General features: G+C 64.2%; 18 protein-coding genes, 1 tRNA gene and 1 pseudogene. 9 read left to right on the forward strand and 11 right to left on the reverse strand.

Going from position 1 to position 19,428, the window contains the following annotated elements:
* The first annotated feature begins 100 nt into the window (after window positions 1-100).
* The 4 genes from JJB99_RS07065 to JJB99_RS07080 all read left to right on the forward strand — a co-directional run bounded on the left by JJB99_RS07065 (window position 101) and on the right by JJB99_RS07080 (window position 4,641).
* Complete coding sequence (locus tag JJB99_RS07065) at window positions 101-307, forward strand: hypothetical protein (protein ID WP_200498093.1); 207 nt, start codon at window positions 101-103, stop codon at window positions 305-307.
* A gap of 79 nt (window positions 308-386) precedes the next feature.
* On the forward strand, window positions 387-1,559 hold the full coding sequence (locus tag JJB99_RS07070) for a phosphoserine transaminase (RefSeq protein WP_200498094.1): 1,173 nt from the start codon (window positions 387-389) through the stop codon (window positions 1,557-1,559).
* 167 nt (window positions 1,560-1,726) lie between these two features.
* A complete protein-coding gene (serA, locus tag JJB99_RS07075) occupies window positions 1,727-3,316 on the forward strand; it encodes a phosphoglycerate dehydrogenase (protein ID WP_200498095.1) in 1,590 nt (529 codons plus the stop codon).
* A gap of 152 nt (window positions 3,317-3,468) precedes the next feature.
* Window positions 3,469-4,641 (forward strand): thiolase family protein, encoded by a 1,173-nt coding sequence (locus JJB99_RS07080; protein ID WP_200498096.1) that lies wholly within the window; start codon window positions 3,469-3,471, stop codon window positions 4,639-4,641.
* 312 nt (window positions 4,642-4,953) lie between these two features.
* Here the strand turns inward: JJB99_RS07080 and JJB99_RS07085 are convergent, their stop codons facing one another.
* Complete coding sequence (locus JJB99_RS07085) at window positions 4,954-8,313, reverse strand: PAS domain S-box protein (protein WP_200498097.1); 3,360 nt, start codon at window positions 8,311-8,313, stop codon at window positions 4,954-4,956.
* A 308-nt stretch (window positions 8,314-8,621) separates the two neighbouring features.
* Between JJB99_RS07085 and JJB99_RS07090 the strand changes: the two are divergent.
* From JJB99_RS07090 to JJB99_RS07100, 3 genes and pseudogenes are all read left to right on the forward strand, one after another.
* Window positions 8,622-9,005 (forward strand): annotated as a pseudogene (locus JJB99_RS07090) (phasin family protein).
* Window positions 9,006-9,465: 460 nt separating this feature from the next.
* Window positions 9,466-9,903: a phasin gene (locus JJB99_RS07095; protein ID WP_200498098.1), complete on the forward strand. Its 438-nt coding sequence runs from the start codon at window positions 9,466-9,468 to the stop codon at window positions 9,901-9,903.
* 371 nt (window positions 9,904-10,274) lie between these two features.
* Window positions 10,275-10,351 (forward strand) — tRNA-His (locus tag JJB99_RS07100).
* 200 nt (window positions 10,352-10,551) lie between these two features.
* On the opposite strand, the gene JJB99_RS07105 is transcribed toward JJB99_RS07100, so the two are convergent.
* The 6 genes from JJB99_RS07105 to JJB99_RS07130 form a co-directional block, all read right to left on the reverse strand.
* Window positions 10,552-10,854, reverse strand: coding sequence for a hypothetical protein (locus JJB99_RS07105; protein WP_200498099.1), 303 nt, complete (start codon window positions 10,852-10,854; stop codon window positions 10,552-10,554).
* A 985-nt stretch (window positions 10,855-11,839) separates the two neighbouring features.
* Entirely contained in the window at window positions 11,840-12,175 is a 336-nt protein-coding gene (locus JJB99_RS07110) for a hypothetical protein (protein ID WP_200498100.1), read from the reverse strand.
* A 192-nt stretch (window positions 12,176-12,367) separates the two neighbouring features.
* On the reverse strand, window positions 12,368-12,760 hold the full coding sequence (locus JJB99_RS07115) for an AEC family transporter (RefSeq protein ID WP_246775158.1): 393 nt from the start codon (window positions 12,758-12,760) through the stop codon (window positions 12,368-12,370).
* Window positions 12,761-12,787: 27 nt separating this feature from the next.
* On the reverse strand, window positions 12,788-13,027 hold the full coding sequence (locus JJB99_RS07120) for a hypothetical protein (RefSeq protein ID WP_200498101.1): 240 nt from the start codon (window positions 13,025-13,027) through the stop codon (window positions 12,788-12,790).
* The gene (locus JJB99_RS07125) at window positions 13,024-13,257 is read right to left on the reverse strand and encodes a hypothetical protein (protein ID WP_200498102.1); all 234 of its coding nucleotides are present in this window, start codon (window positions 13,255-13,257) and stop codon (window positions 13,024-13,026) included. Before JJB99_RS07125 ends, JJB99_RS07120 begins: the two co-directional genes overlap by 4 nt.
* 153 nt (window positions 13,258-13,410) lie before the next feature.
* Complete coding sequence (locus tag JJB99_RS07130) at window positions 13,411-14,355, reverse strand: AEC family transporter (RefSeq protein WP_200498103.1); 945 nt, start codon at window positions 14,353-14,355, stop codon at window positions 13,411-13,413.
* 481 nt (window positions 14,356-14,836) lie between these two features.
* Here JJB99_RS07130 and JJB99_RS07135 point away from each other — a divergent pair, with 481 nt between their 5' ends.
* On the forward strand, window positions 14,837-15,211 hold the full coding sequence (locus JJB99_RS07135) for a hypothetical protein (protein ID WP_200498104.1): 375 nt from the start codon (window positions 14,837-14,839) through the stop codon (window positions 15,209-15,211).
* Between the two features lie 455 nt (window positions 15,212-15,666).
* Entirely contained in the window at window positions 15,667-16,344 is a 678-nt protein-coding gene (locus JJB99_RS07140) for a ParA family protein (protein WP_200500070.1), read from the forward strand.
* An 82-nt stretch (window positions 16,345-16,426) separates the two neighbouring features.
* Here the strand turns inward: JJB99_RS07140 and JJB99_RS07145 are convergent, their stop codons facing one another.
* The 4 genes from JJB99_RS07145 to JJB99_RS07160 all read right to left on the reverse strand — a co-directional run bounded on the left by JJB99_RS07145 (window position 16,427) and on the right by JJB99_RS07160 (window position 19,428).
* Window positions 16,427-16,573 (reverse strand): hypothetical protein, encoded by a 147-nt coding sequence (locus JJB99_RS07145; RefSeq protein ID WP_200498105.1) that lies wholly within the window; start codon window positions 16,571-16,573, stop codon window positions 16,427-16,429.
* A gap of 132 nt (window positions 16,574-16,705) precedes the next feature.
* Window positions 16,706-16,852: a hypothetical protein gene (locus JJB99_RS07150; RefSeq protein ID WP_200498106.1), complete on the reverse strand. Its 147-nt coding sequence runs from the start codon at window positions 16,850-16,852 to the stop codon at window positions 16,706-16,708.
* 298 nt (window positions 16,853-17,150) lie between these two features.
* A complete protein-coding gene (locus tag JJB99_RS07155) occupies window positions 17,151-18,059 on the reverse strand; it encodes a 4-hydroxy-tetrahydrodipicolinate synthase family protein (RefSeq protein WP_200498107.1) in 909 nt (302 codons plus the stop codon).
* Between the two features lie 445 nt (window positions 18,060-18,504).
* Entirely contained in the window at window positions 18,505-19,428 is a 924-nt protein-coding gene (locus JJB99_RS07160) for a LysR family transcriptional regulator (protein ID WP_057741302.1), read from the reverse strand.

The raw sequence follows: 19,428 nt of genomic DNA on the forward strand, positions 1-19,428 counted from the left end.
TAACAGCTGATAAACTACCCGTTCGTCGTTCACGTGGCGCTAGGAACGAAGGGTGCTACGGGAGCTTCAGACACCGAGCTCGGTCGGTTCGGGGATTTCGATGACAAGCTATTCGATGATCAAGGTCGGCAACGACTACGTTGTGCTGGCCCATGACAAATGCATTTTGAAAGTCGGCAGCCGCCGTCGGGCCGCGCAATTGATCAGCGAGGCCACGGACTTGCTGAACGCGCTCGCGGCTGTCGAATCCCCGGAAATCGCGCCGGAAGCGCCTTCACTCCGGCGTGAGACGCTGAAACTTTCTTGACTGGTCTTCCCGATTCCCGTATCAGCCGCGGCGGGACACCTCCCCCCAACGGGAGGCTTACTATCTGGAAGGGTAGATCATGACTGTAGCGAAGCCCGCTTCGCGGCCGACCGTGCCGCATTTCTCCTCCGGCCCCTGCGCCAAGCGGCCCGGCTGGAACGCCCAAAATCTCAAGGACGCAGCGCTCGGCCGTTCGCATCGCGCGAAGGTCGGCAAGGCCAAGCTCAAGCTCGCGATCGATCTGACGCGCGAAGTGCTTGAAGTGCCCGCCGACTATCGCATCGGCATCGTGCCGGCGTCCGATACCGGCGCGGTCGAGATGGCGCTGTGGTCGCTGCTCGGTGCGCGGCCGGTCACCACGCTCGCCTGGGAATCCTTCGGCGAAGGCTGGGTCAGCGACATCGTCAAGGAATTGAAGCTCAAGGATGTCACCAAGCTCAACGCAGGCTATGGTGAGATCCCCGACCTCTCCAAGGTCGATCCCAACAGCGACGTCGTCTTCACCTGGAACGGCACCACCTCGGGCGTGCGCGTGCCGAACGCCGACTGGATCAAGGCGGACCGCGAAGGTCTGACCATCTGCGACGCAACGTCTGCCGCGTTTGCTCAGCCGCTGGACTGGGCCAAGCTCGACGTCGTCACCTTTTCCTGGCAGAAGGCGCTCGGCGGCGAAGCCGCACACGGCATGCTGATCCTCTCGCCGCGCGCAGTGGAGCGGCTCGAGACCTACAAGCCAGCCTGGCCGCTGCCGAAGATCTTCCGCATGACCAAGGGCGGCAAGATCAACGAAGGCATTTTCGTCGGTGAGACCATCAACACGCCGTCGATGCTGTGTGTCGAGGATTATCTCGATGCGCTGAATTGGGCCAAGTCGATCGGCGGCCTCAAGGCGCTGATCGCGCGCGCCGACGCCAACACCAAGGTGCTGGCCGACTGGCAGGCGAAGACGCCGTGGATCGACTTCCTGGCCAAGGACCCATCGATCCGCTCCAACACCTCGGTGTGCCTGAAGTTCACCGATCCCGCGATCACCTCGCTCTCGGACGACGCGCAGGCGGAGTTCTCGAAGAAGCTGGTGGCGCTGGTCGAGAAGGAAGGCGCCGGTTACGACTTCGCGTACTACCGCGACGCGCCGGCGGGCCTGCGCATCTGGTGCGGCGCGACCGTCGAGGCGAAGGACGTCGAGCTGCTGACGCAGTGGATCGACTGGGCCTTTGCCGAGACCAAGGCCGCGCTCCCCAAGGCAGCGTGAGTTCTTACCCTCCCCTGGAGGGGGAGGGTCGACGCACCGTCAGGTGCGGCGGGGTGGGGTGATCTCTCCACACGGCGCACCGGCGATTTTCTCTTTGCAGCTTCACCCCACCCCGGCGCTTCGCGCCGACCCTCCCCCTCCAGGGGAGGGTGTGAAGGACAAATCCCATGACCAAACCCAAAGTTCTCATCTCCGACGCTCTGTCTCCCGCCGCCGTCCAGATCTTCAAAGACCGCGGCATCGAGGTCGACTTCCAGCCCAATCTCGGCAAGGACAAGGACAAGCTCGCCGAGATCATCGGCAATTACGACGGCCTTGCGATCCGCTCCGCGACCAAGGCGACCGCAAAAATCCTCGACAGGGCCACCAACCTCAAGGTGATCGGCCGCGCCGGCATCGGCGTCGACAATGTCGAGATCCCCGCGGCGACGGCCAAGGGCATCATCGTGATGAACACGCCGTTCGGCAATTCGATCACGACCGCCGAGCACGCGATTACCCTGATGCTGGCGCTGGCGCGCGAGATCCCGCAGGCCGATGCGTCCACGCAGGCCGGCAAGTGGGAGAAGAACCGCTTCATGGGCGTCGAGATCACCGGCAAGGTGCTCGGGATCGTCGGCTGCGGCAATATCGGCTCGATCGTCGCCGACCGCGCGCTCGGCCTGCGCATGAAGGTGATCGCGTTCGATCCGTTCCTCTCGCCGGAGCGCGCCAAGGACATCGGCGTCGAGAAGGTCGAGCTCGACGAGCTCCTCAAGCGCGCCGACTTCATCACGCTGCATACGCCGCTGACCGAGAAGACCAGGAACATCATCGACGCATCCGCGATCGCCAAGATGAAGAAGGGCGTGCGCCTGATCAACTGCGCCCGCGGCGGTCTCGTCGACGAGCAGGCGGTGGTCGATGCGCTCAATTCCAAGCACGTCGCCGGCGCCGCCTTCGACGTCTTCGTCGAGGAGCCCGCGACCAAGAACGTCCTGTTCGGCCATCCCAACGTGATCTGCACGCCGCATCTCGGCGCCTCCACAACGGAAGCGCAGGAGAACGTCGCGCTCCAGGTCGCCGAGCAGATGTCCGACTATCTCCTCACCGGCGCGATCTCCAACGCGGTCAACTTTCCGTCGATCACCGCCGAAGAAGCGCCGAAGCTGAAGCCCTTCATCGCGCTCGCCGAGAAGCTCGGCTCGTTCGCCGGCCAGCTCACCGAGAGCGGCATCCTCAAGGTCGAGATCACCTATGAGGGCCACGTCGCCGAGATGAAGATCAAGGCGATCACCTCGGCGGTGCTGTCGGGCCTGCTGCGGCCGATGCTGGGCGAGGTCAACGTGGTGTCCGCGCCCGTCGTCGCCAAGGAGCGCGGCATGGTGGTGGACGAGATCGTCCGCGCCGCGCAGAGCGATTATGAGAGCCTGATCACCGTCACCGTCGCAACTGAACGCCAGGAGCGCTCGGTCTCCGGCACCGTCTATCACGACGGCAAGCCGCGTCTCGTCGACATCAAGGGCATCCGGGTCGACGCCGAGTTCGGCAAGTCGATGATCTACGTCACCAATGAGGACAAGCCGGGCTTCATCGGCCATTTCGCCGGCCTTTTGGGCGACGCCAAGATCAACATCGCCACCTTCCATCTCGGCCGCGTCGAGCAGGGCGGCGACGCCATCGCGCTTGTCGAGGTCGATGGCGCGGTGCCGGCGGACGTGCTCGCCAAGATCCAGGCCCTGCCGCAGGTCAAGCAGGTCAAGGCGCTGACGTTCTGATCCGCCGACATATTCCGACCCGCGGAACAACGCCGCCTTCTCGCGAGGGCGGCGTTTTTATTTTCCCCGCACCCGCCACTTTGTGTACCAATGGCGGCGAGAACGCCTCGCACCAGCGCTCCGTTCAAAATCGTTCGACAAGGGAGAAAACAATGCGTGAAGCCGTCATCGTTTCCTATGCACGCACGGGCCTCGCCAAATCCGGCCGCGGCGGGTTCAACATCACGCCGCCGATGTCGCTCGCGGCGCACGCCATCCAGCACGCGGTGAGCCGCGCCGGCGTCGAGAAGGACTATGTCGAGGATTGCTATCTCGGCAATTGCGCCCATGGCGCGCCGAACATCGGGCGCCAGGCCGCGCTGCTCGCCGGCCTGCCGAAGACCACCGCCGGCGTTTCGGTGAACCGCTTCTGCTCCTCGGGCCTGCAAACCATCGCGATGGCCGCCAACTCGATCCGCTCCGACGGCGCCGACTGCATCGTCGCCGGCGGCGTCGAGAGCATCTCGATCCCCGGCGGCGGCACGCCGAAGGAATCGGTCGATCCTGAGCTGCTCAAGGTCGCCCCCGACATCTTCATGGCGATGATCGACACCGCCGACATCGTCGCCGAGCGCTACAAGCTCAGTCGCGTATATCAGGACGAGTTCTCGCTGGAATCGCAGCGCCGCATGGCCTCGGCGCAGCAGGCGGGCAAGTTCAAGGACGAGATCGTCCCGATGAAGACCAAGATGAAGCTGGTCGACAAGCAGACCAAGGCCGAGAGCATCGTCGACTACGTCGTCGACCGCGACGAATGCAATCGCCCCGACACCACGATGGAAGGTCTTGCAAAGCTCGAGCCGGTGAAGGGCCCCGGCAAGTACGTCACCGCCGGCAATGCCAGCCAGCTCTCCGACGGCGCCGCCGCCGTGGTGCTGATGGAAGCCAAGGACGCCGAGAAGCGCGGCCTCAAGCCGATGGGGCGCTTCGTCGCCTGGGCCACCGCCGGCTGCGAGCCCGACGAGATGGGCATCGGTCCGGTGTTCGCGATCCCGAAGCTCTTGAAGCGCACCGGCCTCAAGATCGACGACATCGATCTGTGGGAACTCAACGAGGCCTTCGCCAGCCAATGCCTGTATTGCCGCGACAAGCTCGAGATCGATCCCGCCAAGTACAACGTCAACGGCGGCTCGATCGCCATCGGCCATCCCTTCGGCATGACCGGCGCCCGCCTCACCGGCCATCTGCTCCAGGAAGGCGCGCGCCGCAAGGCGAAATGGGGCGTCGTGACCATGTGCATCGGCGGCGGCCAGGGCGGCGCGGGGCTGTTCGAGATCTACAGCTGAGATCAAGCGACCGGAATGCGAAGGGCACGGCGCAAGCCGTGCCCTTTTGTTTGAGCTTTGACGGCAACACCGTAAGGGACGCGCCGCTGTGTAGCTCCCTCGCCCCGTTCTTACGGGGAGAGGGTGGGGTGAGGGGCTGTCTCCGCGGGCGAGGTTTGAATGGGAGTAGAGTGTCCGAGGAGTCGGATGGACTTCATCTGGGCGAATACAGTGCCCAGCCCCTCACCCGGATCGCGCCGGACGATGCTGCGCATCGCCGGGGGCGATCCGACCTCTCCCCGCAGAAGAGCGGGGAGAGGTTAAAAGAAACTCTTACGCCCGCGCCACCACCGGCGCGAACACCACTTCGATCAGCGTGCCGGAGCTGCCGGCGCTCTTGATGTTGAAGCGGGCGCGGTTGGCTTCGACCAGCGCTTTGGTCAATGACAGGCTCAGCGCCGCATTGTCTGCGGCATCCCCGGGCGGCGGGGTGCGGAACGGCTCCATCGCGGCGGCGAGCTCGCGCTCGCTGAGGCCATGGCCAGTGTCGCGGATGCGCAGCGCGATCTCGCCGCCATCGGTCATCGCGGTGGAGACGATCACCTGCCCGCCGGCGCTCGCCAGCCGGATCGAGTTCGAGATCAGGTTCATGGTGATCTGCCGCATCGCGCGCGCGTCGGCCGTGACCTGCGGCAGCGCATGGCCCAGCGAGGTGCGGATGATGATGCGCTCGCGATTGGCTTGCGGCTGCATCACCGTGACGCAGGCCTCGACCAGCTCGTTGAGGTTGAGATCGGCGAAATTGAGATCGAGCTTGCCGGTCTCGATCCGCGACAGCTCCAGGAGATCGTCGATGATGGCGATGACGCGCTCGCCGGAGGCGCGGATGTCCTTCATGTACTCGCCGTAGCGCTCGTTGCCGAGCGTGCCGAAGCGCTCCGAGATCATCACCTCGGCAAAGCCGATGATGGCGTTGAGCGGCGTGCGGATCTCGTGGCTGATCCGCGCCAGCATGTCGGCCTTGGCATTGGCCGCGCCGTCGACGAGGCGGCGCGCCTGGGTCAGCTCGCTCTCGTCCTTCTTGGCGTGCGAGAGGTCGCGGAACACGGCGAAGAAGTTCGGCCCGTCGGGCCGCGTGCGGCCCATGATCATGGCGAGCGGAATCACGCCGCCCTTCCTCTCGCGGCCCAGCACCTCGCGGCCGTGGTCGAGCAGGCTGGCAATGTCCTGGCTCTTGAGGCTTTCGAGATAGTCGACGACGATCTGCCGGCTCTCGGGCGCGAACAGCGTCAGCAGAGTCTGCTCGAGCAGCGCCTGACCGTCATAGCCGAACAGCGCCTCGGCGCTGCGGTTGCAGGCGTGGATGTTGCCTTCGGCATCGAACATGACGATGCCCTCGGCCGTGGTGTCGAGGATCGCGGCGAGATCTTCGGCATCGGCATCGCCCGCCTCGAGCTCCGGCTCGATCGGGACCATTGCGATCGGCTCGGCGATAACGGGCGGCGCGACGGCCGCCTGCGGCAGCGCGCAGATCAGCGCATGCGCGCTGTCGCCGTCCCAGTCGATGGTGTGCAGATGCGCTTCGGTGGTCGCAAGCGGCGCTTCGCCGTTGGGAAGCGTGGCGCTGATCGTCACCGGCGTGCCTCCTTGCGAGGTGCTGCTGGCCGACGATACGCCCGGCTCGACATAGAGCGCATCGAGCCCGCCGGCATCCTCCAGCGCGTTGATGCTGGAATAGCCCATGCGCGCGAGGAAGGCGGGATTGGCGTAGAGCAGGCGGTCGAGGCGGTAGATCAGAATGCCTGTCGGCACGAGGTCGAGCAGCGCCCGGTCGCGCATGCTGCGGCCTTGCGCGGGCGGCGCCGGCGCGGTCAGCCATTGCGCCGGCGCGTGCGGCGCCTCGGGCTCGGCCGTCGGCGCTGTGATCTCTCCAGGCATCGGCTCGGCGACGGCCGCGATGCTCTCGCGCTCCCGTTCGAGCCGCTCGGACAATTGCCGGGCGAGCTCGTTGAATGCGCTGTTCTCGACCGGCGTCAGCGTCGGCGATCTCGAATCGCCGTGCGGGCGGAACGGCACGACGTTGGGAGGGGTTTCCGAGGGCGTTTCCACTGACGTTTCCGGATCGGTTGGGTGTGAATTCGCGTCGTTGGTGGAGTCGGGCAGTTCGGCGACAGGCTCGGGTGTGGGTTCAGGCTCGGGTGCCGGCGGCTCGATCGGTGAAGGCGGCGCCTCGGCCTCGGGTTCTGGCTCCGCAGTTTCGGGCTCATGCCGCGCCGGCGGACCGACCAGCAGCTCATAGCGGCGCAGCGCCTCGAGTCGGTTGAGACCGTCGAGATCGCGGCAGACGCCAAAGCCCCGGAAGCCCGCAAACTTGCGCTCGCAATCGTAGACCGGCAGGCCGGCGAGCTCGACCGGAATGTGCTCGCCATCGGCCGGCCAGTTCACGGTGATGCCGGCCCAGGTGTCCTGGCTCGCCAGCGCCGCTGCGACGCGCCCCTCCGGATCGAGCGCAAATTCCTCGGCGATCTCGCGCCAGGGCCGGCCGAAGCCGGCGGCGGTGCGCGCGCCGATCAGGCGGATGAACTCGTCCGAGCCGAGCACAAAGCGGCCGTCCGCATCCATCTGCCACAGGAAGCGCAGCGGATGCTGGCGCGGTGGCGCTGCTGACGGCGGCTCGTCCATGCCTGGATTGATCGGCCCGGCTTGGGGCGGCACAATGGCTGCGGGGATGTTTTCAACCGGAGTTTTGGCCGCAGCGTCGATCGGCTCGACGGCCGTTTCCTGGGTGGGCGCCTCAGCCGCCGCCTTGACGGCGTCCTGGATCGATAGGATCTCGGCTGCGCTCGCGGGCGGCTCGGGCGTGCTCTCGATCGTCTCGTCCGGCTCAAGCGGTTCGACCGGCGCGGCAAAGGCATCGAACAGGTCGATGCCGGCCGGCGCATCCTGCGACGGCGGGGCGCTGGGCGTCGCGGCAGCGTGCTGCGCAGCTTCAACCGGCGCTTCCCGTGCGGCGTCCGCGGATGCCGCGGGCGCGGCCTGCTGCGCGGCCGGTTCGATCAACGCGATCAGGGCGACATCGGCGCCCGTGCCGACCCGTTGCAGCACCATCCGGCCGTCAGCGGTCGGCGCCTCGGCGCGCCCGTATTTCAACGCATCGCTGCGCGCCTGGTCGAGGCCCCGATCAGTCAGATCGTGGCAGCCGAGCAGGGGACGGGCAGCTTCGCTGGCGCCGGCGAATAGGCCGTCAGGCGCGAACGCCGCCATCGGCACCTTCGCGCCCGCGACGAGCCGGTGCAGCCGTTCGACCAGCGGCATGCTGCGCGCTGCGGCGTCCATCGCGGTGACCAGCACGCCAGAACTCCCATCGGCAAAATCGAGCCGCGCGCAGGCGCAGGTCATCAGCGTGCCGAGCCGGGCGCCAAAACCTTGCAGCCGTTCGAGCCTGACCGCGCCGGTCGCCGGCAGCCGCCGCGCCAGCCGCGCGACCTGGCGGCGATGGCTGTCGGCCGGGCCAAAGGTCTTGCCCGCCAGCGCGGCGGCATGGGGCGCGCCGAAGAATTTTGCGCCGACCGGATTGGCCCACAGCACGCGGGCACCGTCGGTCGACCAGAGCCAGCTCGGCAGTGGCGAGGTCGCGTGCACGGCGAGCCGGGGATCGCCGACGCCTCGCAACTGGAAATCCGAACTCGTCATCCGACCGGCTTTACGTCCCGCGTATCCGCAACCAAGGCCAGGCTGCCGGGAATGGCAGCCTTAAGAAAGGGTTAGTATCGCCCGCGGGCGCGGGCAGGTCCACGGCCCCGCTTCCCGAAGGGCGGCCCAAGCCGCGATAACCTTAATGTGGCTGAACCCGCAAGCCGCAAGCGCGGTTGCATCCGCAGGAATCCGGGGGGGGCCGGGCCGCTTCATACCGGCAATACCGGGCTGCATTGATCTCGCCCGCGGGCGCGCCGGGGACGGCCGATAAGGCCGGCAACATGAACATGGAAGGAGTGCCAGGGATGACCGACCAGGGACATGACCGTTTCGAGCTTCCGCCGGAGATGCGGTCGATGGCGGAGACGAGCTTCAAGCAGGCGCGGGAGGCGTTCGACAAGCTCCTCGCCAACGCCTAGGCTGCCGCGGGCTCGCTGGAGGAACATGGCGCGACCATACGCGCCGGCGCCAGGGACCTCAGCGCGAAAGTGCTCGCCTTTGCCGAAGCCAATGTGCAGGTTTCCCTCAACTACGCCCAGTCGCTGGTACACGCCAAGGACGTCTCCGAGGTGATGCGGCTGCACAGCGAATATGTGCAGGCCCAGATGAAGGCGCTGGCCGACCAGGCCAGCGAAATGGGCCAGATCGTCCACCGCGCCGCGATGGACGCGACCAAGCCAAAGCATTGAAGCCTGAGGAAACGAAACGCGCCTCGGCAAAGGTGCGTTCCCTCCCCCCTTGTGGGGGAGGGCTAGGGAAAGGGGCAGCCCAGCAAAAGCTGCTGACGTGGGGCATCGAGTGTGGGTGCACAACGGATGGAATCCCCGTGTGGCACCCCCCTCCCTGTCCCTCCCCCACAAGGGGGGAGGGAACGGAGAGAGCGCGCTACCAAGCGATCCGACTCCCTCAACCCAGAGTTCCTCAGCCTGGGAACCTCATCCTCCGAGATTAAATTATCGCAATGCACCCTAGTACCGCATTGCGCTGCACAATGTTGACATGATAGGCAGCAATAGTACTGGCGCTGGGCGAGCCATCTCGTTTGTATCGCGTTTCCAGTCTTCGTACCCGCTGAATGGCAGGCCTTCGGGGCCCGGCGGGCGCGCCAGAAGGCTCACTGCATTTTTTTCATTATCGTGAGGGACAACCATGACAGGTGCGACTGATCCGTTTTCTGCCTCGATCATTCCGTTCGAGGTCCCCGAGCAGATGCGTGCGTTCGCCGAAAAGGGCGTGTCGCAGGCCCGCGAGAACTACGCCAAGTTCAAGGACGCCGCCGAGACCCACAACGGCACCGTCGAGGCCGTGTTCACCACCGCCAGCAAGGGCGCGAGCGAATACACCGCCAAGCTGGTGGAGTTCATGAAGGCCAACAGCAGCGCCCAGCTGGACTTCGCCCAGCAGCTGCTCGGCGCCAAGTCGCCGTCGGATGCCTTCGCGCTGTGGACCGGCCACGCCCGCACCCAGCTCGAGACCTTCCAGGCCCAGGCCAAAGAGCTGGCCGAGCTCACCCAGCGCATCGCCAACGAGACCGCCGAGCCGATCAAGGCCAGCGCCTCGAAGCTCTACACCCCGCCCGCCGCCTGAGCGGTGAGGCCGGTTTGAACCTGAAAAACCCGGGTCGAAAGGCCCGGGTTTTTCTTCACCTCTCCCGGAGGGAGAGGTCGGATCGCATCGAAGATGCGATCCGGGTGAGGGGCCCAGGGCTCACTTCCGGCTGCGCCCCCTCACCCGGATCGCTCCGCCGCGCATGCGCGCGCCAGCGCAATCCGACCTCTCCCCGCCGGGGAGAGGTGGACAAGGCCCAGCCAATCGACCCTGTTTTCGCGCGCTGGAGCGGACAAATATCGGGTTTTGCGGCCTTGCCAAACCGGGCCGTTGCACCTAGTTTCCGCCCCGTTCAGCCCCCTTTGGAAACGGCCCGTTCAGGGCGCCCACAAGGCGCGGCTCGCAAGGATGCAGTTGTAGCTCAGTTGGTTAGAGCGCCTGTCTGTGGAACAGGAGGTCGGTGGTTCGAGCCCACCCAACTGTACCAGCGCCTCCCAAATCACCCAATAGCTGTTGAACTGATCCGAGATCACGCAGCGCTGTTGCAGCGAAGCTACTTTGATCAGAGATTGAACATGCAATGCGCCTCAACCGGCTTAGCCGAGATTGCGGTGACAGTGCACCAAACTCTCGACGCGAGGAGTGCCCTATCCGCAACGCCAGTCAATGCCGGTTTTGTGCGCCTCTTTAGGACGTCGTCTTCTTCGCGGCCTCCCGCATTTTCGCAAGCGCAACCAAGTCCGGACCCACAGCGTCCTTGCCAACTTCGCAGTCCCCGACCTTTCCAATCTCTAAGGCGTCGCGTCCGAGAAACGTCACATCTGCTTTGTCATCTCCAAGATCGAAGCGTGGCGATAACACGTGCGGCAGCTTAACGCCGCTCTTTGAGGCCATAGCTACTTGTATAAAGCCGCCAATGTCACTCCTGACGCCTTCTTTGATGATCGAGTTGAGCATGTTGAAGGGGTGAAAGTTGCGTGTCGCTGCCATGTCAGCTTTAAGCCTCTCTGTGTAGTACGGGCCGCAGCTACCAAATGCATGACACGTTCTTTCTTTCACTACCGGAAGTTCGTCGCAATGGGTCGTTATCGAATTGGCCACGACATTTGAACCCAGGTGAAAGCACTTCAATTCATTATCAGTGGGCAAGAACCCAAAGATTAGAAGGTCGCATCGAGCATCGTTGGCCCAAAGTTTACCGAACTCCCGGAAGTTCTTATCCAAGATGCGTTTAAACGTTCGTGCCTTACGCGCACGCTGTGGCTCAACTTGAGAAAAGAAGATTGCCGATCAGTGCGGTAGGACTCGATCAGTTCACTTAGTCTATTCATCATCCGGATGATCAAGTTCTAAAATAGACCGATATAACAACTGCGATGATAACGATCGTCCCAAGAATTCCAAGAACGCCTTCAGCGCGGACTTGAGTGCCAAGAAACCTTATGTCGAGTCGTTGTGGATGCCGCATGATGTTTCCTCAGTTGGGTGTGGGAGTCGAGCGATGGTCCAGATTGACCGCATTGTTCGGCTCACACGCAACGAAGATTTGCGACAAAAACGAATGATAGCAACTTCAATAGCTTATTGCGATTCGTTTGCTTGCACGATCTATGCAGAAGAGCGTTGAAGTACTTTTTGTTCGGTCGCTATACCGGCACCGTTTTGACAAGCCTGCGAAATCAGCGCGCAGATTCGTTCGTGAACCGATCTGGTAGCGAAAGTCAGCTACACGCGGCATTCGACCATGTGATAAGTCAAAGACTTAGGGTCATACGCGCTCTCCACCGTAGAGCGCGGATGACTGACTGAGCGATTACGGTGACATTGCACAAAACCTCCGATCCCGCAGAGCGCGTGCTATCACGCCGACAAACGGTAATCGTGCGCGGTCACCGTAACTTCATTAGCCGGGTCCGCGCGGACCGCGCGCCATCCTCGCTGCGATCCAGCTAGCACCTGCGGCCGCGCACCATCGTCACTGACCGCCAACAATCCGCACAAGCTCCACTTCGAGCTTCAGCCCGGGCGATTGTTTTGCGAAGCCCGTGCAGAACGTGGATGTGGCATCGACCGAGCGGCCTGACACGACGATGTCGATCTCATCCAGTCCAAAGACACCGGGCGGCCCCGGCTCGACGCGTCGGGCCGTAACAGTGGCTTTGAAGTGCTCGCCCTCCTGGGTCCAAACTCCGGTGTAGGCAAAGGTGGAATCGCCGCCGTCCAGTTTGCCGTCAGGCCCGAACTCGACCACGCCGGAGGCTTCGCGGACCGGTGTTTTGAACCAAACGGAGTATTTGCCCGGGGTGATCACTCAAGCCCACCGTATCGACGGGTTTCCAAGCCGATTTGAGCCAGATCAAAATGGCGATGGCGTGACGGGCACGTGTTCCGCGGCCGATGCAACCTCGAGGCAAACGGAGATCCGGTGTGCAATAGCCGCCAGCGAAGCGCCGGCGCCACGGCCCCGGATTGGCCGAGTTCGCCGCATCGCCGACAAACTATCTCACCCCGCCACCACCCATACCACCACCGGCAACGTCACCGCCGCCAGTAGCGTGCCCAGCGCCACCGCGCCCGACACCGGGTTCACCAGCCGCTGATACTGCGCGGCGAAGATGTAGGCGTTGGCGCCGGTCGGCATCGCCGCGACCAGCACGATCACGCCGGCGGCGATCGGCGGCAGGCCGAGCAGCTTTGCCAGCACGAACGCTGCCGCGGGCATCGCCAGCAGCTTGAGCGCGCACATCACCAAAATGCTCAGCTTCTCGCCCTTCACCTCGAAGCGGAACAGGTTGATGCCGAGCGCGATCAGCGCGGCCGGCGATCCCGCCTGCGCGCCCTGTAGCCAGAAGGTTCTGTCTGGCTCTTTAGACGTCGCGTTTGAAGCCGGAGACACTCCGAGCCCATTTTCGCCTGTCGGTCGTTAGCGGACGAGAGTTCGTTCCAGGTCTTGGGCGAGGTTGTGGGCGCGGCGCTCGAGGTCTTTGGCGGCGACCAGGAAACCTGTTCCGACGACATGCGTGGTCGCAATGCTACCTGTGGCCTCAACGTTGCGAACCGCCTTCGGGCGCCAGGGCTTCCTGACCGCGACCGCCGTGAGGCCTGCGACCACAAGCGCAAGCAGCGGAAAGAGCATTGAGATGATCTGGTTGGTCTGGCTCATTCCAGGCCTCCGAGCGTCCATTGACCAGCAAAATGTAGGCCCACGCCCGCCAGTATGCAAATCCCGCCAATGCCATAGACCAAGCCGACATCCGTATTCGCAGGCAGCACACCGAACAGAAATTGGGCGGCCGGGACGAACAGACCGGCGGTCAGAACGGCGGTGGCGAGAGTGTTGAACCAGTTGGCCGTGAGCTTCAGGCGCTCGTTCTGGATTTCTTCCGGTGTCACGTTTCAGCCCCAAGTTCCGTATCGCGCATCGCCCTTATAGGGCTGTTTGGCTTGCGCTGGCGAGTCGCCGAAGGCGTCTTCGACGGCATCATCAATCCGGGACACAAGGACGCCGGCGCGCATCCGCGTGTTCGCGCGCGATCGCCATGGGCACTATCTCACCCCCGCCACCACCATCACCGCCACCGGCAACGTCACCGCCGCCAGCAGCGTCCCCAGCGCCACCGCGCCCGACACCGGGTTCACTAGCCGCTGATACTGCGCCGCGAAGATGTAGGCGTTGGCGCCGGTCGGCATTGCCGCGAACAACACGATGACGCCGGCAGCTAACGGCGGCAGGCCGAGCAGCTTGGCCAGCACGAACGCTGCCGCGGGCATCGCCATCAGCTTGAGCGCGCACATCACCAAAATGCTCAGCTTTTCGCCCCTCACTTCGAAGCGGAACAGGTTGATGCCGAGCGCGATCAGCGCGGCCGGCGATCCCGCCTGCGCGAGCAGCTCGACGGTCCTGTCGACCACCGGATTGAGGCCGAGGCCGGTGAAGCGCCAGATCACGCCGAAGCCGATCGCCAGCATCAGGGGGTTGCGCGCGAGATCGGCGAGCACGGGGCGGATCACCGCCAGCGGCGAGCCGGTGCGCTTGCGGCTGACCAGCTCGATCTGCAGGATGCCGCAGAGCCAGAGCAGCGGCGTGTTCACCGACAGGATCAGCGCCATCGGGCGGGCGGCCTCGTTGCCGAGCGCTGCGAGCACAAGCGGAATGCCGAGCATCACGATGTTGCCGTAGACCGAGCCGATCGCGAACACGACGCCGTCCTCGCCGTCCTCGCGCCGCGCGCGCAGCAGAGCCGAGAGCACCAGCGCCGCGATCCAGGTGAGCGCGAGCGCGCCGTAATAGGCGGCCCACATCCTGTAAGGGCTGACATCGGGGAATTCCGACACGACGATGGTGCGGAACAGCAGCGCGGGGATCGCGATGCTGAAGGCGAATTCGGAGATGCCCTTGTGCGCGCTCTCGCTGACGAAGCGAAACAGCACCGACGCATAGCCGGCCGCGATCAGGGCGAACACCGGCGCGACGATCAATACGGTGGCCATGCGCCCCTCAACCTCTCGGGGGATATGGCCTCACCACCCCACGCGCCCTCGATGTTGCCATCATGCTCCTGTTTTGCCCGACGTGTCAAATTGATTTCGTAAAATCCGCAAGGCGCGAAAATTCGCGAAGGGGTGCAATGCCATGGCTACTGTGCATGGGGTTGTTTTCGCGGTTTTTCTCTTGGGGTATCGAAGCCGCAGCTCGGCCGTGATCTCACCGGTGCTCACAGCTGTCATCCCCGCGAAAGCGGGGATCCAGTACGCCGCGGCCCCTCGGGGAACGTCAGGCGCCTCTGGAATACTGGGTCGCCCGCTTTCGCGGGTGATGACAGCGGAGAGTGCCGCTGCTGCCGGGCTGACCGCCGGTTGCCCTCTGCCCTGTTGCCGAGACCGCACAACTCCCGGCTTTCGCATCCCCCCTCGGTTGCCAACGCACCGCCGTTCACCCACTATTCCCATCTGTTCGACATTTGGGGGATCGATGCCGGTGTTTCGCTTCAGACAATCCTTGGGCGCCGCAGGCCTCGCGCTTGCCTTGGCCGTTCTGGTCCAGCCCGGTAGCGGCTTTGCCTACACGCAGGAAGAGCAGCAGGCCTGCACGCCCGATGCGATGCGGCTGTGCGGCGAGTTCGTTCCGAACGTCGACGCCATCACCGCCTGCATGATCCAGAAGAAGGCGCAGCTTTCGCCGCAATGCGCGGCGTTCTTCCGCCGCGGGCCGGAGCCGGGCGAGGCAGCCGCCCCGCGCGCCGGCAGGCCCACCCACATCGCGCCCAGAAGCGCGTCCAAGAGCGTGTCGAAGACCGTGAAAAAGAAGCCGGCGAAGGCGAGCAGGAAGAAAACCGACGAGGGCTGAGCGCGGCACGCGTTCCGGGTTTGAAACTTGCGATGCCCGGACGCTCGCCCGGGCATTTGCGTTCCGTCCTCCGATTGCGGCCAATGTGACGCAGATTGCCGCGAGGGAAGCGACAGCGGTCCGGCATCAGCCTCGCGCCAGCCACCGGACTCGTTTTGTTCGCGCCGACTTGCGTCAATCGTGAAGGCGCGCGATGGAAAAGAGCCGTCGCAAGGTTTGCGCGGGCAGGTTGCAATTCCGCTTGGTCCCGCCGCGCTGCTCAAATAGCGCACAGACGCGCCCGCGACAGGCATTTCATTGCAGTTCGTTTCCGTCGTCGCGCGGAGCAGTGTGACTCAAAAGCCAACACGCCTTGTTATTTCGTGGCTTCGACACAACTCCCCATAAATTTTTCTTTCACGAATCAGCGCGGTGATTCATTTTCGCGGCCTGGGGTCAATCTGGAGGCCGAAGGAATGAACGTTATTGTTTTTGCATCGCGTAAGGGCGGCTCGGGCAAGAGTACCCTGGCTGCACATCTCGCCGCGCAGATCAAGGCGACCAAGCCCATTCTGCTTGTCGATGCGGATCCGCAAGGCTCGCTCACGCTGTGGCACAAACTGCGTGGCACCAACGAACCGCCGATCAAGTCGGCCGTGAACTCCGTCAGCGGCATCGTCTCCGCCGCCAAGCGCGACGGTTATGAATGGGTGTTGATCGACACGCCGCCGAACCTGTCGGCCGTCGTCGACGATGCGATCAAGAATGCCACCATGGTGGTCATTCCGGCCCGTCCCGGCGTGTTCGACGTCAACGCGGTGCAGGAAACCATCCAGATGTGCCGCGCGGCGCGCAAGCCCTACGCGGTCGTGCTCAACGGCGCTCCGGCCAAGCGTGACGAATCCGAAAGCCCGATCGTCACCATCGCCCGCGAGGCGCTGGCGAAATTCCGTGCTCCGGTGTGGGGCGGCCAGATCACCAACCGTTCGGATTTGCTGATGGCGCTGAGCCACGGCGAAGGCGCGCGCGAGTATCAGGCCGAGAGCCGCGCGGCCCAGGAAATTGCAAGGCTGTGGGCGGCGATCGAGCGTTCAGTCAAGGCTATTCGCGGCACGGCGTCGGCATCCGGCGCAATGCACAAGCAGGCGGCATAATTTTCATCAAATCATTCCCCGGACGACAAACGCGCGGAGCTCCGCGCGTTTTGCGTTTCTGGAGATGAAGATGAAGGTGCGGCTATGCCACCATCAGCATGTAGAACACGATGACCGGCGACAGCGTCAGGATCACCGACCAGATGCCGACGGCCCAGAGAATGTCCTCGGTGGTAAAGCTCTGCTGTCCGGCGTCGTAATGCGACGCCGCCTCGTTATGACTGTTCACAAAACGCCCCCGCGATTTCTTCGCTTATGGACGTCAACGATACGCAGGATGTTTTAAGATTCCGCCCCGCAGACGCTTGCGCATTTTGAGCGCATTTGCCACCACGGATTAACTATCCCGGCGCGTCGCGCCTCAGGCGAGCCAGATCCGAAACAGCAGCACCGGCATCAGGCCGAGCATCACTGCCCAGAACCCGAACGACGACACGACCAAAATTCCCTGCAAGAGATCGGCGGGCGCGAACTGGCTCGCGGCCGTAGGCCGGGTGCGATGCCGCATGGTCATTCCCCGTTTGAAAGACTTTGAATGAGAACGATAGCGTCGATCGAGTAAACGAGCCGTGGATGCGCCATGCCGCCGGCGCGACGGCTGTTCGCACCCGGTTAACCACGCAGTCACTCTGTCACTCCCTCTCCCCGTTCTTACGGGGAGAGGGCGGGGTGAGGGGCTGTCTCCGCAAATGCGTTGGCAGCTGGACTCGCGGAGACTCCCCTCTGAATTTGCGCACGCGCAAATTCAGCCCTCTCCGCGCAAGCGGGGAGAGGCGAAGAAAGACTACGCCGCGACCTTCAAAAGACTACGCCGCGACCTTCATCCGTCGCGCGATCTCGCGATCGATCGTGGCCGCGAGCTCGCTGCTCACTTCCACCATCGGCAGGCGCACTTCGGGGCTGTCGATCAGGCCGGATCGCCACAGCCAGTACTTCGCCGGCGCGGGGCTCGGCTCGGCGAACAACAGACGCGTCAGCTCCGCGACCTCATTCCAGCGCGCCTGTGCCGCATCGTCGTTGCCGCGCTTGTGCTCGGCATAGATGGCCGCGAATGTCGCCGTCTCGACGTGCGCCGACAGCACGATGCCACCATCGGCACCGTCCGTGAGCGCTTCAAAGTAGTTCGCGTCCTCCCCGGTCAGCACGCGAAATCCCTTCGGTCTGTCGCGCAGCAGCGCGATCGATTGCTCGCGGCTCGCGCCGCAATCCTTGAGGCCGACGATGTTGGGATGTTCGGTGAGCCGCAGCATGGTCTGGTTGGTGATGTTGACCGAGGTGCGATACGGGATGTTGTAGAGCGCGAGCGGCCAGGCAGCGTGGTCGGCGAGCGCCTCGAAATGCGCGAGCAGTCCGCGCTGCGAGGGCCGCACGTAGTAGGGGCTCGCGATCAGATAGCCCTCGATCGGCCAGTCGGCGGTCTCATCGAGCCGGTTCTTCAGCCGCGCCGTATCCGCGCCTGACAGGCCGAGGCAGATCGGGATATTGCGGCGGCCCGCCGCCATCTCATCGCGCACCACCGCGACGAGGCGCTCGAGCTCGGCCTCGCGCAAGGTCATGCCTTCACCCGAGGTCGCCCCGAGGATGAAGCCTTCGATGCTCTCGCCGCTATAGTGCCGCGTCAGCCGCCGCAGCGAGGTCTCGTCCAGCCTGCCGCCCTGAAACGGCGTCACCAGCGGCAGCCACAGCCCGTGCAAATGCTCTCTTAGTCCGGTCATGTTCCATCTCCTTCTCGTCGAGAACCTGAGACGGAGGGCACATGAAAAAACCCCGTCCAGGCGGCGGGGTTTTCAGGATCAGTTCGCGATGACGAAGTCAGCCTAGCGCGCGCACGATTCCGAGGTCCCCGGGCGGGGGCCTTTTCGAAACGAGGGCGCACGACTTCGTGATCATGGGGCAAATGATGCGAGGGATACGTGGAACTGTCAATACACGCGGAGGGCGAATGCCGGATTCGGTAGAAAAAAAGCCGGGCTCAAAGAGCCCGGCTTAGGTATTGGCCACGTGAGGCCGACACAATCACCTTCCAAGAGGGATTACTGAACTCCCGCGCCACTGGAGGAGGGGGACAAATGCGCAACGCGAAGGCTCAGCGTGCAAGCAGTATGGGCTTGGCCAGCGCCATGCAGCAACAGCCGGGGCCGCATGTCAGACATGCGGAAATCAGGACGGCCAGCGTTGCGCCTTGCTCACCACGAAGTCGCGGAACACCTGCACGCGCGCGACCGTCTTCAGCTCCTCGGGATAGACGAAATATGTGTCGAGCTGGATCGAATCCGATTCGCCGAACAGCTGCACGAGGCGGCTCTGGTCCTCGACGAGGTAGTCGGGCAGCGCGGCGATGCCGAGGCCCTGCTGGCAGGCGCGCACGAGGCCGAGGATGTTGTTGACCTTGAAGTACGCCTCGCGCGGACCCGAGCCGTTGCGCGCAGCTTCGACCAGCCAGTTGCGGTTCTGAAGATGCGGCGCGAAGTTGCCGTCGGACAGCGTGATGATGCGGTGGGAGTCGAGCTCCTCCAGCGTGCGCGGCGTGCCGAAGCGCTTGATGTACTCCGGCGAGCAATAGGCGTGGAAGCCCATCGCGAACAGCTTGCGCTGAATGAGATCGGGCTGGGTCGGCTTGCGGGTGCGGATCGCAACGTCCGCCTCGCGCATGGAGAGATCCAGCTCCTCGTCGGTGACGATCAGTGAGATCCGTATCTCCGGATAGAGCGCAGTGAACTCGCCGAGGCGCGGGATCAGCCAGTTGATGCCGACGCCGGGCGTGGTGGTGATCTTGAGATCGCCGCTCGGCCGCTCGCGGCTGTCGGTCAGCTTCGCGCGCGCCGCCTGCAACTGCATGAACACGTCATGCGCGGTGCGGAACAAGAGATCGCCCTGCTCGGTGAGGATCAGGCCGCGAGCGTGGCGATGGAACAGCGAGACCGAGAGCTCCTGCTCCAGCGCCGAGACCTGGCGCGACACCGCCGATTGCGACAGGCCGAGCTGCTCGCCCGCATGCGTGAAGCTGCCCGCTTCCGCCGCCGCGTGAAACACCTTCAGCTTGTCCCAGTCCATATCCGTAAATCCGTCGCGTGTTCGAGGCAT

The organism is Bradyrhizobium diazoefficiens (assembly GCF_016616235.1).
In the GTDB taxonomy this organism is placed as follows: Bacteria; Pseudomonadota; Alphaproteobacteria; order Rhizobiales; family Xanthobacteraceae; genus Bradyrhizobium; species Bradyrhizobium diazoefficiens_H.